14 protein-coding genes are annotated in these 15,544 nt (G+C 70.6%); 7 read left to right on the top strand and 7 right to left on the bottom strand.

The window, feature by feature from the left end; translation table 11 throughout:
* The first annotated feature begins 30 nt into the window (after window positions 1-30).
* The 4 genes from DFJ64_RS01995 to DFJ64_RS01980 all read left to right on the top strand — a co-directional run bounded on the left by DFJ64_RS01995 (window position 31) and on the right by DFJ64_RS01980 (window position 4,166).
* A complete protein-coding gene (locus tag DFJ64_RS01995; RefSeq protein ID WP_115848892.1) occupies window positions 31-1,083 on the top strand; it encodes a 2,5-dihydroxypyridine 5,6-dioxygenase NicX family protein in 1,053 nt (350 codons plus the stop codon).
* Between the two features lie 60 nt (window positions 1,084-1,143).
* On the top strand, window positions 1,144-2,427 hold the full coding sequence (locus tag DFJ64_RS01990) for an alpha/beta fold hydrolase (RefSeq protein WP_115848891.1): 1,284 nt from the start codon (window positions 1,144-1,146) through the stop codon (window positions 2,425-2,427).
* 56 nt (window positions 2,428-2,483) lie between these two features.
* A complete protein-coding gene (locus tag DFJ64_RS01985; RefSeq protein WP_211310461.1) occupies window positions 2,484-3,143 on the top strand; it encodes an AroM family protein in 660 nt (219 codons plus the stop codon).
* Window positions 3,144-3,224: 81 nt separating this feature from the next.
* Window positions 3,225-4,166 (top strand): DUF1177 domain-containing protein, encoded by a 942-nt coding sequence (locus tag DFJ64_RS01980; RefSeq protein WP_115848889.1) that lies wholly within the window; start codon window positions 3,225-3,227, stop codon window positions 4,164-4,166.
* 25 nt (window positions 4,167-4,191) lie between these two features.
* Here the strand turns inward: DFJ64_RS01980 and pepE are convergent, their stop codons facing one another.
* Together pepE and DFJ64_RS01970 are read right to left on the bottom strand one after the other, a co-directional pair.
* Entirely contained in the window at window positions 4,192-4,932 is a 741-nt protein-coding gene (pepE, locus tag DFJ64_RS01975; RefSeq protein WP_115848888.1) for a dipeptidase PepE, read from the bottom strand.
* 182 nt (window positions 4,933-5,114) lie between these two features.
* Window positions 5,115-5,795, bottom strand: a complete 681-nt coding sequence (locus tag DFJ64_RS01970; RefSeq protein ID WP_245940904.1) for an NUDIX hydrolase — start codon at window positions 5,793-5,795, stop codon at window positions 5,115-5,117.
* A 58-nt stretch (window positions 5,796-5,853) separates the two neighbouring features.
* Here DFJ64_RS01970 and nadA point away from each other — a divergent pair, with 58 nt between their 5' ends.
* The 3 genes from nadA to nadC are packed head-to-tail and all read left to right on the top strand — an operon-like array spanning window position 5,854 to window position 9,474.
* The gene (gene nadA, locus DFJ64_RS01965; RefSeq protein WP_115848887.1) at window positions 5,854-6,867 is read left to right on the top strand and encodes a quinolinate synthase NadA; all 1,014 of its coding nucleotides are present in this window, start codon (window positions 5,854-5,856) and stop codon (window positions 6,865-6,867) included.
* A 46-nt stretch (window positions 6,868-6,913) separates the two neighbouring features.
* On the top strand, window positions 6,914-8,542 hold the full coding sequence (locus tag DFJ64_RS01960) for an L-aspartate oxidase (protein WP_115848886.1): 1,629 nt from the start codon (window positions 6,914-6,916) through the stop codon (window positions 8,540-8,542).
* Window positions 8,539-9,474, top strand: a complete 936-nt coding sequence (nadC, locus tag DFJ64_RS01955; RefSeq protein WP_115848885.1) for a carboxylating nicotinate-nucleotide diphosphorylase — start codon at window positions 8,539-8,541, stop codon at window positions 9,472-9,474. The genes DFJ64_RS01960 and nadC overlap by 4 nt, the downstream gene beginning before the upstream one ends.
* Here nadC and DFJ64_RS01950 read toward each other — a convergent pair.
* Genes DFJ64_RS01950 through DFJ64_RS01930 form a run of 5 tightly spaced genes read right to left on the bottom strand, consistent with a single transcriptional unit; the run spans window position 9,457 to window position 15,411 of the window.
* On the bottom strand, window positions 9,457-10,617 hold the full coding sequence (locus tag DFJ64_RS01950) for an alkaline ceramidase (RefSeq protein WP_115848884.1): 1,161 nt from the start codon (window positions 10,615-10,617) through the stop codon (window positions 9,457-9,459). The genes nadC and DFJ64_RS01950 overlap by 18 nt on opposite strands.
* Window positions 10,614-11,831: an N-acetylglucosamine-6-phosphate deacetylase gene (locus tag DFJ64_RS01945; protein WP_115848883.1), complete on the bottom strand. Its 1,218-nt coding sequence runs from the start codon at window positions 11,829-11,831 to the stop codon at window positions 10,614-10,616. Before DFJ64_RS01945 ends, DFJ64_RS01950 begins: the two co-directional genes overlap by 4 nt.
* Window positions 11,818-12,561 carry a glucosamine-6-phosphate deaminase gene (locus DFJ64_RS01940; protein ID WP_115848882.1) on the bottom strand — a complete coding sequence of 248 codons (744 nt, stop codon included), beginning with the start codon at window positions 12,559-12,561 and terminating at the stop codon, window positions 11,818-11,820. The genes DFJ64_RS01945 and DFJ64_RS01940 overlap by 14 nt, the downstream gene beginning before the upstream one ends.
* The gene (locus DFJ64_RS01935; RefSeq protein ID WP_115848881.1) at window positions 12,558-13,838 is read right to left on the bottom strand and encodes an AGE family epimerase/isomerase; all 1,281 of its coding nucleotides are present in this window, start codon (window positions 13,836-13,838) and stop codon (window positions 12,558-12,560) included. Before DFJ64_RS01935 ends, DFJ64_RS01940 begins: the two co-directional genes overlap by 4 nt.
* Window positions 13,831-15,411, bottom strand: a complete 1,581-nt coding sequence (locus DFJ64_RS01930) for a sodium:solute symporter family protein (protein WP_115848880.1) — start codon at window positions 15,409-15,411, stop codon at window positions 13,831-13,833. The genes DFJ64_RS01935 and DFJ64_RS01930 overlap by 8 nt, the downstream gene beginning before the upstream one ends.
* Between the last annotated feature and the right edge of the window lie 133 nt (window positions 15,412-15,544).

Raw genomic sequence — 15,544 nt, 5'->3', positions numbered from 1 at the left:
GAATGGTCGACCTCGGAAAGGAAGTCGTGGATGGATCTCTCCTCTCGCCCGGAGTACCTTCACCTCGAGGCCGCGGTCGGTGCCCGCAAGCTGGTCGAGCAGGTCATGCTCGTCAAGCCGGGCGAGGACGTCGTCCTCACCGCCGACACCGCAACGGACGCGCGAGTCGTCGACCTCACGGCGCAAGCGGTGGCGGCGGCCGGCGCGACCCCCACCGTGGTGTGGTACGAGACACGGCCGAGCTCTGCGATGGAGCCGCCCGCTCCGGTGGCCGGTGCGATCGCCCGAGCCGACGTGTGGATCGAGTTCGCGGTGGCGTACATCATGCACTCCGACGCGTTCCGGCACGCGATCGCGAACGGTGCCCGCTACGCCAACTTCACCGGGATGGACGTCCCGATGCTCGTCAACACCATCGCGCGGGTGGATCTCGACGGGGTCATGGAACTGGGCCGCGCGCTGGTCGAGCTGATCGAGCGCGCGGACGAGGTTCGCATCACCACGCCGGCCGGGACGGACCTGCGGGCTCGCAACGGCGGCCGCCCGGTCAACCTGCGCGGCAAGCCGGCGGAGCGTCCTGGTGAGACGGTGATGCTCGCTGGCCAGATCTCCTGGAACCCGCTGGAGGAGACTCAAGAAGGCGTCCTGGTCTTCGACGGCGCGGTGTGGCCACCCGCCGAGCTGGGGCTGCTCACCTCGCCGATCCGGATGGAAGTGTCCGGTGGGGTCGTCACCTCGATCGAGGGTGGCTCGGACGCCTTGACGTTCCGCCGCTGGATGGAAAGCCTCGATGATCCCAACATGCTTCGGATCGCGCACTGGTCGTTGGGCTTCAACCCAGGTGTGACCCGGCCGACGGGCCGGATCGTGGAGGACGAGCGCGTCTTCGGCTGCGTCGAGCTCGGCCTCGGGGCGAAGGGGGCCTGGATCGGTGGCGAGCCCTGGACCGCCGCCGCGCACACCGATGGCAGCCTGCTCAACCCCACGATCTACCTCGACGGCGAGGTGATCGAGCAGGACGGGCGCTACGTGCATCCACGTCTGGTGGAGATCTGCCGACGACTCGGTGTCAGCGGCTACTGACGGCCCACGCAGGCGTACGTCGTGGATCGTGAGCGGTGACAGAGGAGGCGGGAAGCCCCGGTGAAGGTGAGGACATACCGTCAACGAGACCTTGTCTGTACGGAGTACTTTCTCGAGGTTCCCCTCGACCACAGGCGGCCGGACGGCGAGCACATCGAGGTCTACGCTCGGGAGGTCGTCGACGCGGCCAAGGCGGACGCCAACCTGCCCCGCCTCCTGTTTCTTCAGGGCGGCCCGGGCGGCAAGGGCCACCGACCCAAGGACCGGAGTAGCTGGCTCGGCCGGGCGCTCGAGGATTTTCGGGTTGTGATCCTCGACCAGCGGGGGACCGGGCTGTCGACACCCGCGAACCGGCAGACGTTGGCTCGGCGTGGAGGCCCCGAGGCGCAGGCGGAGTACCTGTCGCACTTCCGGGCGGACGCGATCGTCGCTGACGCCGAGCGGCTGCGCCGCGAGCTCCAGGGTGACGAACCGTGGTCCGTCCTGGGACAGAGCTTCGGAGGATTCTGCACCCTGACCTACCTCTCCTTCGCCCCCGAGGGACTGCGGGAGGCGTTCATCACGGGAGGTCTTCCGGGGCTTTCCAGCACGGCGGACGAGGTCTACCGGCTGACCTACCAGCGAACAGTCGAGCGCAACCTCGCCTACTTCGCCCGTCACCCGGCGGATCGAGAGCTCTGCGCGCGGATCGTGCGGCACCTCCGGGAGAAGGACGTCCGACTGCCGACCGGGGAGCGGCTGAGCCCACGGCGCTTCCAGTCGCTTGGGATGCGTCTCGGCATGCGAGCGGACTTCGATGCGCTTCACTACTTGCTGGAGGAGGCGTTCGTCGACGGCGTCGACGGGCCTGAGCTCTCCGACACGTTCCTGGCCGGAGTGGGTGCGGCGGTGAGCTTCGCCACCAACCCGCTGTACGCCGTGTTGCACGAGGCGATCTACTGTCAGGGCACCGCGTCGGCCTGGTCGGCGGAACGGCTCTACGCCGAGCGGCCGGAGTTCGCGTTGGACGACGACACCCCGTTCCTCTTCACCGGCGAGATGATCTACCCGTTCTTCTTCGCCGAGGACCCGGCGCTGGTACCGCTGCGGGAGGCCGCCGACCTGCTGGCCGCCAAGGACGACTGGCCCCGGCTGTACGACCCGGACCGGCTGGCTCGCAACGAGGTGCCGACCTTCGCGGCCATCTACTACGACGACATGTACGTGCCCCGGGAGCTTTCCCTGCAGACCGCGGCGGCTGTCGGTCGGCTCACCCCATGGATCACCAACGAGCACGACCACGACGGTCTGCGTGTGGCTGACGTCCTCGACCATCTCCTGACCCTCGCCAGGCAGGCACCGTGACCGACCACACCACTGTCGACACGCCGACCGGCGGACGATCCCGGACACTTGGCCTGGTGACGATCGGACAGGCTCCGCGGGTCGACCTCGTGCCCGAGCTGCTGCGCTGGCTTCCCGGCGTCGAGGTGGTGGAACGCGGCGCACTGGACGGGTTGGGCGCCGAGCAGATCGCCGAGCTGGCACCGAGCTCCTCCGACAGGCCCGTCTTGACCACCAGGTTGGCCGATGGCTCCTCGGTCGTCCTCGACCACGACAAGGTGGTCACCCGGTTACAGGAGGCGGTGCGGGCGGTGGAAGGGCTCGGCGTCGACGCGACGCTCGTGGTGTGCACCGGCGAGTTCCCGGCCTTGGACCACACACGGCCGCTGCTGCTCGCCCAGCGTCTGCTCAACGCCGGCGTACGTGGATTGTGCGACCACGACGGAGTCCTCGGTGTCGTGTGTCCACTCCCAGACCAGAGGGAGATGACCGCGGTGAGGTGGTCGCGCGTCGCCAGGAGCGTGGAGGTCGCTGTCGCCTCGCCCTACCGGGACGACGCGGTTGAGGCGGTGGCGGCCGCCGCCCGCGGCCTCGCCGCTCGAGGGGCCCGATGGATCGTCCTCGACTGCATGGGCTACACCGAGGCGATGCGCGTCGCGGCGCGCCAGGTGTGCGAGGTGCCCGTCCTGCTCGCGCGCTCCGTGGTGGGGCGGCTCGCCGGGGAAGTGGTCGCCTGACGACGTTCGCCGAGTGGTTCGCGAGTGACTGTCGGGTCGTGCTGCGAGACGCGACCGTTGTGAATGGAAGGGGAGTTTGAGATGAGTTGGCGTCACGTCATCGACGTCTACGACCTGCTCGACGACCCGCGGGTGAACGGCGACGCCGTCGCCGCGTACCTTCGCGGCGTTGGGGCCACGGACGTGGAGGTGCGCACTGTCACGGGCGCGAAGGGCAGCACGGATTTCGTCCGTGTCCTCGTTCCCGGAGCCGCCGGTCGACGGTCGGGCGGAACAGCACCGACGCTTTGCGTCGTCGGCCGGTTGGGAGGCCTCGGTGCTCGGCCGGAGCAGATCGGCTTCGTCTCCGACGGGGACGGCGCCCTGGTCGCGGTCGCGACGGCGGCGAAGCTCGCGTCGATGCGCGAGCGGGGCGACGTCTTGACTGGGGACGTCCTGGTGGCGACGCACATCTGCCCCAACGCCCCGACCAGGCCGCACGACCCGGTGCCGTTCATGGACTCGCCGGTCGACATCGCCACCATGAACGCCCACGAGGTGGACGCGACGGCGGATGCCGTGCTCTCCGTGGACACCACGAAGGGCAACCTGGTCTGCAACGAGGTCGGCTTCGCGATCTCCCCGACCGTCAAGGAGGGGTGGATCCTGCGGGTGAGCCCCGACCTGCTCGCGGTGCAGCAGCGGGTGACCGGGCGCCTTCCCGTCGTCCTCCCGCTCGCCACCCAAGACATCACGCCCTACGGGAACGGCGTCCACCACATCAACTCGATCCTGCAGCCGGCCACGGTGACGGCGGCACCGGTGGTCGGCGTGGCGATCACGACCGAGACCGCGGTGGCCGGCTCCGCGACGGGTGCGACCGACCTGCGCAGTGTCGAGGCCGCGGTGCGGTTCTGCATCGAGGTGGCCAAGGACTTCGGCCGGGGTGCCTGCTCGTTCTACGACGCTGACGAGTTCGCCCGGCTGGTCGAGCTGTACGGGCCGATGACCCACCTTCAGGCGCCGGCCGCTCGCCGTCCCTAGAGCTCTGGTGCTCGTCGCAACGCCCTCACGAACGCTGTTCAGGTCCCACGTCGTAGCGCGGCTCAGCGTGCAGGAGGAAGGAGACGTCGGCGTCGGGGGCCAGTTCGCGGGGTCGCTCGCCTCGAAGGAACAGGCGGGCACCGTTGGCGCCGCCGAGCCGAGCGTGGCCGTCGTGGACTCGCAGCCATCCGCCCTCGCGAATGCCCAGCACCGGGACGTCGTTCTCCTCGAGGAACTCGATGAGGCGTTGCTCCCTCGTCTCGCCCATGTGCGTGCTCGTCGGGTCGGGATCGAGGTAGTGCGGGTTGATCTGGAACGGCACGAAGCCGAACGCCGCGAACGAGGTGGGCTGCACGATCGGCATGTCATTGGTGGTCCGCAGCGTCGGGCACGCCATGTTGGTGCCGGCGCTCGACCCGAGGTAACGCAGCTCGCCCGCGCGGACCCGCGGACCGATCGCTTCCACCAGGCCAGTGCTCTGCAAGGTCTTGAGGAGGCGGAAGGAGTTCCCACCTCCGACGAACACCGCTTCGGCCTCCCTGATCGCCTGACCGGGATCGGGGAAGCGGTGGACGCCCTCGACGCGGACGCCGATCGGCTCCAGTGCGGAGGCGATCGAGGCGGTGTACGCGTCGTGGTCGGCCAGCGCGTAGGGGACGAAGACGATGCGTCGGACGGTGCCGAGGAAGTCGTCGATCTCGTCGCGCGCATGCGCGAGGAGCTCCTGGCCGTGGTTGCGTGAGTTCGACAGCAACAAGAGGTCCATGGCGTCCAAGTCTGACCTGGGCGACGCGCCATCGTGCGGCGGTGCCGACTCGTGCGGCGTCGAGCGTGGTCGACGAGGAGCGCAGCGGCGCAGGGCGTCTGTCTGCGTGTGTGTTGAAGCTCACGTACGAGCCGCCCCCTGCGCTTGGGACCTCCAGTGGGTAGGGCGCTCGCGTAGGGCTCTCACTTGCGGAGGGACGGCGGTCGCAGGACCGCGAACGCGTCGGTGACCTGCATGTCGCGACAGGTGAAGCGGAACAACGCCGCGGGCCGTCCGCCGCTCGGTCCGGACACCGCGGTCTCGCCGGTCGGCTCCAGTTGTCCGCGCCGGCTCAGGACCCGCTGGAGGTTCGTGGCCGAGACGCGGTAGCCCAAGGCCGCGGAGTAGATGTCACGGAGCTCGGAGATGGTGAACGTCGGCGGCGCGAGCGCGAAGCCGAGGTTGGTGTAGGAGAGCTTGGATCGCAGCCGGTCCCGCGCCCTGAGCACGATCGCCCCATGGTCGAACGCGGTGGGCGGGAGGGCGTCGACGCAGAACCAGCGCGTGTCGGCCGGCACCTCGGGGTCGTTGTCGCTGGGCACCAGACCGAGGAAGGCGGTCGCGATGACGCGCGGCCCCGGTACTCGGTCCGGTGCGCTGAAGACCGCCAACTGCTCGACGTGGGAGAGCTGCCGGACGTCCACCTTCTCGGCGAGCTGGCGGCGTACCGACGTCTCGACGTCCTCGTCGTGGCGCAGCTTGCCACCGGGCAGTGACCATCGCCCGGCATGGGGGTCGCGGGCTCGTTGCCACAGCAGAACCTGAAGTGACCGAGACCGGACCTGGAGTACAGCCGCCAGAACCTCGTGTTCCAACGAGCTCACCCGATGATAGTATCTCAGGGTTTTCGATTCTAAGGCGAAAACCCTCAGGGAGGGTCCCATGACCGCTGCCACAGCGGACCGCACGGACAGCACCTACGACAACGTGGTGCCCGACCGCGCATGGCGGGAGGAGGTCCGCCGGCTCGTCCGCGAGCGCGACGCCATTCTGCTGGCGCACAACTACCAGATTCCCGAGATCCAGGACATCGCCGACCACACAGGGGACTCTCTCGCCCTGAGCAGGATCGCTGCGGCCAGTGACGCGTCGACGATCGTCTTCTGCGGCGTGCACTTCATGGCCGAGACCGCCAAGATCCTCAGCCCGGACAAGACCGTGCTCATCCCGGACGCCCGGGCCGGCTGCTCGCTCGCCGACTCCATCACCGCCGAGCAGCTGCGGGCGTGGAAGGCCGAGCACCCCGGAGCTGTCGTCGTCTCCTACGTCAACACCACCGCGGAGGTCAAGGCGGAGACCGACATCTGCTGCACCTCGTCCAACGCCGTGGACGTCATCAACTCGATCCCCGCCGACAAAGAGGTGCTGTTCTGCCCGGACATGTTCCTGGGTGCCCACGTCCGGCGGGAGACGGGACGGGAGAACATCCACGTCTGGGCTGGCGAGTGCCACGTGCACGCCGGCATCGACGGCGCGGAGCTCAGCCGGCGAGCGGCCGCCAACCCCGACGCCGAGCTGTTCATCCACCCCGAGTGCGGCTGCGCGACGTCGGCCCTCTACCTCGCCGGGGAGGGGGCGGTCCCCAGTGAGCGCGTGAAGATCCTCTCGACCGGCGGCATGCTCGACGCGGCGCGCACGACCCGCTCCCGGTCGGTCCTCGTCGCCACCGAGGTGGGGATGCTGCACCAGCTCCGCAAGGCCGCGCCCGGCGTCGACTTCCAGCCGGTCAACGACCGGGCCTCGTGCCGGTTCATGAAGATGATCACGCCCGGCGCCTTGCTGCGGTGTCTGCGGGAGGGCGTCGACGAGGTCCACGTCGATCCCGTGGTGGCCGAGCGGGCGCGAGGCGCTGTCCAGCGGATGATCGAGATCGGCCAGCCCGGCAGTGGTGAATGACGCAGCGGCGAGTGACGCGGCAGCGGCGAGTGGACGGAATCGACAGATGAGCGGTGCGGCGTGGGAGGCCGACGCGGATCTGGTCGTGGTGGGGACGGGGGTCGCGGGCCTGACGGCCGCCCTCGAGGCCATCCGCGCTGGACTTCGGGTCCTCGTGGTCACCAAGGCGAGTGCAGGCGAAGGCAGTACCCGGTGGGCGCAGGGCGGAGTGGCGGTCGTCCTGCCCGACGAGCACGACGACGAAGACTCCGTGGCGCGCCACGTCGACGACACCCTGGTTGCCGGCGCGGGGCTGTGCGACCCCGACGCGGTCGCCACGATCATCGCCGACGGCCCGGCGGCGTTCGCCGCTCTGCGTGCGCACGGTGCCACCTTCGACACCGGTCCGGATGGGCGACTCTCCCGCACCCGAGAGGGAGGGCACTCGGCGTACCGTGTCGTCCACGCTGGAGGCGACGCCACGGGCGCGGAAGTGGCTCGCGCCCTCATCGCGAGCGCCGACGGGCATGGGCTGACGCTGCTCGAGCACCACGTCGCGGTCCGCATCGAGCGAACGCCCGAGGGCGCGGTCGCCGGCCTGCTGGTCCTCGGTCCGGACGGGGTACCCGGGTTGCTCCGCGCCCCCGCGGTCCTGTTGGCGACCGGCGGCGTGGGCCAGCTCTACCGCACGACCACCAACCCTGACGTCGCGACCGGTGACGGGATCGCGCTGGCGCTGTGGGCCGGTGCGACCGTCGCCGACCTGGAGTTCGTGCAGTTCCACCCCACGGTCCTCTACACCGGTCCAGGCGCCTCCGGTCGCCGTCCACTGGTGACGGAGGCGGTTCGTGGCGAGGGCGCGGTGCTCGTCGACGCGACCGGGAGACGGGTCATGGACGGGGTGCATCCGCTCGGCGACCTCGCCCCGCGCGACGTCGTCTCGGCGGCGATCTCGCGCCGCCTCGTCGAGGCGCCCGGTGGCGTCGACGATCACGTCTTCCTCGACGCCACGCACCTGTCGGCGGCGGCCTTCCGCCAGCGGTTCCCGACGGTGTACGCCGCGTGCGTGGAGGCGGGCATCGATCCCGCGACGCAGCCGATTCCCGTCGCGCCGGCGGCGCACTTCTCCTGTGGCGGCGTGGTCACGACTGTCGACGGGCGGACCGACGTGCCCGGCCTCTACGCCGCGGGTGAGGTCGCCCGCACCGGCTTGCATGGCGCCAACCGGCTGGCGTCCAACAGCCTCCTCGAGGGTCTGGTCGTCGGGATCCGCGCGGCCCGGGCGGTCGCCGCCGACCTGGCGCGCGGTCTCCTCGGCGACCCGACTCGGGCGGTTGTGGAGCCGCTGCCGACGGTGCCGGTCGTGACCGACCGGGCGGCGCTGCAGCGGGCGATGAGCCGGTACGCGGGGATCGGTCGGGATCCCGAGGGACTCGCCGCCGCGGCGGAGGTGCTCGACGCGACGAGTACCGTCGCGACCGTGGACGAGCGGCTCGCCATGGAGAACGCCGCCTTGGCGTTGACCGCTCAGGCCCTGCTCCGCGCCGCGCGTGAACGAGAGGAGACGCGTGGCTGCCACGTCCGGCACGACTACCCCGACCGGGACGACCGCTGGCGCCACAGCATCGTCTTCAAGCTTGACGACGACGGCCGCGTCGTCCCCGCGCACACCCTGGCCTTGGGAGGTGTGGCATGACGCAGGTGGGCTCCGGTCAGCTGCCGGAGGTGGCGGCTGAGCTGTCCTCGGCGACCCGTGCCGCTCTGGCGCGGGCTGGACTCGACCCCGAGGACGTCGCGCGGGTCGTGCGGACCGCGCTCACAGAAGACCTCCGCTACGGCCCGGACGCCACCACGGTGGCGACCGTTCCCGAAGGGCTGAGCGCGACCGCCGAGATCACGCCGCGAAAGCCTGGCGTCTTGGCGGGTGGCGTGCTCGCTGACGTGGTCTTCGACCTCGTGGCGCCCGGAAGGATCGAGATCGTCGAGCGTGAGCCTGACGGGAGTCGGCTGGAACCCGGTCAACCCGCGCTGCTGGTTCGCGGCGAGGTCCGTGACCTGCTCACCGCCGAACGGACCGTGCTGAACCTGCTGTGTCATCTCTCCGGCGTGGCCACCGTCACCGCCGCGTGGGTGCGGGCGGTCGAGGGCACCGGCTGCGCCATCCGCGACACCCGGAAGACCCTGCCCGGGCTGCGCTCGCTGCAGAAGTACGCCGTTCGCTGCGGGGGAGGCGTCAACCACCGGTTGGGGCTGGGCGACGCGGTCCTGATCAAGGACAACCACGTCGTCGCGGCGGGATCCGTGGCGGCGGCGCTGGCGGCCGTCCGCGCCCACGCCCCCCACCTCCCGTGTGAGGTGGAGGTCACGACGCTGGAGGAGTTGGACGCCGTCCTCGACGCCGGGGCCGAGCTCGTCCTCCTCGACAACTTCACCCCCGCGCAGTGCGCGGAGGCCGTGCGGCGGGTCCGCGCCGCGGGAACCGGCACCAAGCTGGAGGCCTCCGGTGGGCTGACGCTGGAGGTGGCCCGCCAGTACGCCGAGACCGGCGTCGACTACCTCGCGGTCGGGGCGCTCACGCACTCGGCGCCGGCCCTCGATCTGGGCCTCGACCTACGCGAGGACCGTTGAGTCGGTCGTCGCGAGTCGGAGCGCGGTGTCGAGGAGCTGCTCGGCGCAACCTGGGGCGAACGCCGCCGGCATGCCGTAGTACAGGTGCGCCTCCTCCACCTCGTATCCGCCATGGGCGTACTCCTCCCGTGGCGGCAGGTAGCCGGGACACCCGTCGGCGTAGCCGAGGACCAGCGCAGGACCAGGAAGGGCGGCCCGCACCGCGAGCGACGTCGCCGCGAACGGCTCGCCGGGGAACGCGACGACGCGGACTCCGGCCCAGGTCAGCACGCTCACCCGACCGCGCCAGCACGAGCCGTCACCGAGGGCGAGCTCGACGCCGGCGTGCCGGCCTCCGGTCGGTCCGGACACGGGTCGTGTGTCAGCGTCAAGGGCGGCTTGCGCGATGCGCCGCCCCAGCCGTTCGCAGGTCGGAAAGGTCCGGGATGGGCCTCCCGTGCCGACGATCGAGGCGCTAGCCGAGTGCCCGGTGTTCGCGTCGCCACAGCACCCGGTGAGAAAGAGCGCGACCGAGCCAGGGACGGCCCGCTCCAGCTCCCGCCGCACGACCCCGGGATAGTCGGCCGTCCAGACCGTGGTGCGTGGACCGAGGACAACCGGGTGACAGGCGTACGACGTCACGACCGCCACGACCTGGCCGGCCTCGTCGACGAACCGGAGGACGGGCAGCGTCGGGTCCGTGGGGCCATCGGGGCGGCGCCGATTGCGAGCGACGCCAGGGTCGGTTCCGACGCCGAACCAGACCGTGACACGACGCGCGGACCGGTCGGCGGCGAGAACGGCCTCGACGCACGCGCTCTCCAATCGGGCCAGGTACGTCGGGTCCACAGGTCCGCCGAGCCGACCGGGCACGACGGCCGGACCGCCGTGGGTGTGCGTCGCCGTGACGACCACGGAGGTCAGGTGGGGGGCCGCCGTGACGACGTTGCGACGCACGCGCTCACAGGTGTCCTCGTGGAGGCCGCAGACGTCGACCGCCACGATCGCGGTGTCGTTCACCACGAGGGCCCGTGCGGTGAGCGGGTCGTGCGCGGCGGTGGCGGGAGACGTGCGGGCGGAGTAGCCCGACATGGCCAGGCCCGCCGGGGGCGTGATGTCGACGACGGCGGCGCCGGCGCGGACGATCGTGGCGTCCGCGGTCATCCGACCACCTCCTGTCCCGCGACCCAGACGCGGTCGATCGTGAGAGTCGTGTCACCCGGACGCCAGGTGAAGGTGATGAGGTCGGCGGGGGCGCCGACCTCCAACACCCCACGATCTCCGACGAACCGACCTGGTGAGCGCGTCGCGAGCTCGAGTGCCTCCGCGAGCGAGAACGGACCGAGGTTGGCGACGTGCGCGACACCGTCGGTGACAGGTCGAGCGGCACCCGCCAGGAACGGCGTCCCCCGGTACGAGAGCCGACCGTCCGGCGACAGTTCCACCTCGCCGCCCACCGAGGTGTGGTAGACGCCAGGGGGCGAACCGGCGAGCGTCGTGGCGTCGGAGACCAAGAGGGATCGCCGCAGCCCTTTCGCGCGAAGCATCGCCACGAGCGTGTCGGCGGGCAGGTGGTGCCCGTCGGCGATGAACCCCGCGCAGAGCCGGTCGTCGGCGAGCTGTGCCCACACGTAGTTGGGATGCCGCGGCAGCACCGCGTGGGCGCCGTTGCCCAAGTGGGTGGACAGGGTGGCGCCGGCGTCCGCGGCGGCACGAACCTGCTCCGGCGTCGCATGCGTGTGGCCGATGGCGACCCGGACACCCCGTGCGACGAGCTCGCGAATGTAGCCCGTGCTGCCCTCGAAGTGCGGAGAGACGGTGACCATGCCGACGAGCCCGTCACAGGCCTCCTGCCAGCGCAGGAACTCCGCGAGATCTGGCGGCCGGATGTGCTCGCGCGGGTGGACGCCTCGCGGACCGTCCTGATCGGACAGGTGCGGTCCCTCCACGTGGACGAAGGGGATGGCGTGACGGGTCAGGGGATCCGCCTCGCGGGCTTTCGCCACCCGACGCAGGCAAGCGACGATGTGCTCCTCCGACGCTGTGACGATGGTCGGCACGACCGTGGTGACACCGACCGCGAACAGCGCGCGCACCAGTCCCACGATCGGATCCGCAGAGCCCACGCTCGGCTCCCCGCCCTGGCGATCCTCGGCCGGGTGCGTCAACGTCGTGGCGTCGGTGGTGTTGACGTCGAACCCCGCGAACCCGTTGACCTGGAGGTCGATCAGGCCGGGACTGAGGTACGGCCCTGGATCGTTCAGGTCATCGCTGGCATGGGGTTCCCGCCGGACGTCGACGATCCGTCCGGAGTCGACGCGAACCGTCACCGGCTGACCCGTCGCGGGATCCCGCCCGCTGATCTCAGCTGAGCTCACGCGCGGACTCCTGGTCGAGGTAGATCGTGCAGGCCGGGTGGGTGCGCAAGGCGGTAGCGGGGCACTCCTCACCGATCGGGTCACGTAGCGCGCGGCGGACCGCGGTCGCCTTCGCCGCGCCCGGAACCATGCAGAACAGCCGCTCGGCGCGCAGCAGCCGCGGCACCGTCAGGGTGAGGGCGGTCCGGGGGACGTCCTCCAGCGTGGGGAAGCAGCCATCGTCGACCTGCTGCTGGCGACAGACCTCGTCGAGCTCCACCACCTTCACCGACAACGGGTCGTCGAAGTCCGCGACCGGTGGATCGTTGAACGCGATGTGGCCGTTGACCCCGATCCCGAGGCAGCAGATGTCGATGGGCGCCTCGTCGAGCAGCGCGGCATACTCCTCGGCCCGCTGCTGGACGTCACCGTCGGTGCGCATGAGGTGGACGTCCTTGAACGGCAGGCGGTCGAAGAGGGTTCTGCGCAGCCAGTTGCCGAAGCGCTGCGGGTGGTCGTCGGGGAGCCCGATGTAGTCGTCCATGTGGAACGCGATGACCCGCTCCCACGCGATGCCCACCTCGGTGACGAGAGCGTCAAGGGTCTCTTGCTGGCTCGGCGCGGCGGCGAAGATCATCCGGACGGTGTCCTGGGCGGCCAGCCGCTCGCGAATCTCGGTGGCGATGTCGGTCGCCGCGGCATGCCCGAGACTCGCGCGGTCGGGAAAGATGCGGACTGTCGGTTGGGTCACGGATTCGTCCTTTCGCCAGGTTCGTCGATCTCCACCATAAGCAGGAGGGCGCGCGCGACGTGGAACGGATCCTTGACCGGAAGCGCCACGGTCTGGTCGAGGGGCGCGCCGTCGCGCCGGCGGATCTGGATCCACTCCCGGCCAGGCCCGGCGGGGAAGGTGGCGAACGTGTACGCCCGGAGGCGATCGTGCCACGCGGTGAGCTCGGCGGCGGGCGCTGATCGGTCGGCCGCGCGACACCGGCGAGCGAGCAAGGCGGTGGCGTAGAGAGCCTCCGCGTGGGGCCACCACAGCTTGGTGTCCCAGGTGTCGCGCACCAGCCGCTCGTAGGGGTCGTCGAGGAGGCGTCCCCGTGGCTCGCCGCCGTCGACGTCGGTGTAGCGGAACAGGCCGCCGTCTTGCTCGTCCCAGCCCAGGGCGAGCGCGTGCGCGGCCACGGTCGGAAGCCAGGTCGGCCAGTCACCGAGCACGCCGGCGACTCCTGGCACCGTGTCGGCGGCGTGGACGAGGAACCACGCGCACTCCAGGACGTGGCCGGGCGTCCGGTGGCGCGCGAGCAAGGTGTCGTCGAACCCGCGTGGGTTCGGACGCAGCTCGCGCACGTCGGCGCCGTCGCGGAACCAGGTCACGATCGTGCGGGCCGCCTGGGTCGCCACCTCGGCGCTGCCAGGCGAGCCGGTCGCCTGGTGAACCTCGGTGGCGGTGCCGAGCAGGATCATCGGCAGGGAGAACGCCGCGAAGGCCGGATGCACCGGGTATGGGTCCGTGCGCGCGCGCCCGGCGCGAACCCGCGCGTCCGCGCTGTGCAGCAGGTCCTCCGCGAGCCGGGCGGCGGCTCGATCGCCGTCCAGACGAGCGAGTGCCGCGAGCCCCAAGGCCACGAAGCAATCGGCGAACACGCTCGTGTGCAGGCCGGCACCCGGCGCCGGCTCCTTGGGCCGACCGGTGCGATCGGTGACGTAGGCCGTGGTGCCGTCCGGTAGGAGTGCGTGTCGCCGTACGAAGTCCGCGGTGGATCGCGCCAGCGCGAGGAGACGTTCACTGTCAAGGCGATCCTGCGCCGAGGCGAGCGCTCCTCGCGCGACGCTGTCGGCCAGCCGGGCGGTCAGCCAGATCCAACGTCCCTGCGACCAGGTGTACTTGTCCGTCGACAGTAGACGCTCACCAGCGTTGTCCCAGCAGGTGAAGACACCGCCCTGGAGGTCGTCCGGCCCGTGACGCAGCCACCAGCCCACCACGTCGTCGACGAGATGGGTGCGCAGATCGAGGTCAGGCACGGAGTCCTCCTCTACCGTGTGGTGGAGACGACCCGACGTCGGCCGCGCTCGAGCTCGCCCGGCCGGTCGGCTCCGGCTCGTCCTCGTCGCGTGTCAGCGCCGCGACGAGAGCAAGCGCGCGCGAGTCGCGTGACGGTCGCAGGTAGCCGACCGCGACGAACAGCAGGAGCGCGCACAGGACGGGGCCGGCGACGGTGAACGTCGTCTGGAGGTCACCGCCGAGCGCGGCGATGCTGTCGTCGAAGACGTACTTGACCAAGGTGAAGACGACCAGACCGCCGGCCCAGGAGACGACGGCCGCGGAGGGACCGCAGCGCCGGAAGGCCGGCAGCATGCCGAGGAGCATGGGGATCGCGATCGGGCCGACGAGCGCGCCGAACCACAGCACGATCAGCCCGAGGACGCCGCCGAAGGAGTCGGCCGCGAGTGCGATCACCATCGACAGCGCGATGAACGTGAAGACGCTGAACCGTCCGGCCGCCAGCTCCACCCGACCCGACATCGACCGTGCTCCTTTCCAGAGCCGCGGCAGGATGTCGCGGATCACGACGGCGGAGATCGCGTTGGCGTCGGAGGACGTCATCGCCATGGTGTGCGCGAACATGCCGGCGAGCACCAAGCCGACGAGCCCAGCGGGTAGCAGCTGGGTGGTGAGCAGGGCGTAGGACTGCGATGGGTCCTCGAGGTCAGGCAGCAGCAACGGTGCCGCCCACATGGGGAAGAAGAGCACGAGTGGCCAGAGCAGGTAGAGACCGGCCGACAGGAGCGCGGCGCGGCGCGCAGACTCTCCACTCGGCGCCGCGATGAAGCGCTGGGCGAGGTTCCAGGTGCCGCCGTTGTAGGACAACGTCGAGATGAGGACGTAGGCGAGCACGAAGACGACGGTGTACTCCCCGTTGAACGGGCGCGCGTGCTCAGGAGGAAGCCGGTCCCAGACCTCCCACAGCGCCGGAATGCCTCCGAGCCGAGTGAGGACCGCGACGAACAACGTCAGGCCGGCGAGCGCCTGGATGACGAACTGGCCGAAGTCGGTCAGGGCGTCGGCCCAGAGGCCGCCGACCGTGGAGTAGACGAGTGTGACGCCGCCGGTGAGGAGGATGCCCCACGCGAGGGGGACGCCGGCGAAGACCTCGAGGAGAATCGCGGTCGCCGCCCACTTCGCTCCCACGTCGAAGACCTTGAGCGCGGTGCCGCTCCAGGCCAGCAGCTGCTGGGTCGGCACGTCGTAGCGGGTCGCGAGGTACTCGAGCGGGGAGATGATGCCGAGCCGTCGCCGCAGGCGGGGCCACCGAGGCGCGAACGTGGCCGCGCCGACCAGCATGGCGATCGTGATGGGGATCGCCCACCACACGTAGAGCGTGAAGCCGTGGGTGTAGGCGACGGCGGCGTACCCGACGAACACGGCCGCGCTGTAGCCCGACATGTGGTGCGAGATCCCCGACAGCCACCACGGCATCCGGCCGCCGGCGACGAAGAAGTCCCGCGCACTGCGGATCCGGGCTCGTGCCCACAGGCCGATGCCGACCATGACGCCGAAGTAGCCGAGGAGGACGAGCCAGTCCAGTGCGCCCATGAGGTCTCCCGGGGCGGTGCGATCCGCTTGCCGCAAGTGTGGCGTGCAATCGGTTGCAGGTCAACGGCGTAAGAAGTTTCGGCAATGTCACGTATGCCGAACAATGCTTGACGGGCGAGGACATGCCTTGCAA

It is taken from the genome of Thermasporomyces composti (assembly GCF_003386795.1).
Classification (GTDB): domain Bacteria; phylum Actinomycetota; class Actinomycetes; order Propionibacteriales; family Actinopolymorphaceae; genus Thermasporomyces; species Thermasporomyces composti.
The sequence above is the reverse complement of the archived record's forward strand: the minus strand, read 5'-3'. Positions and strand labels throughout refer to the sequence as shown.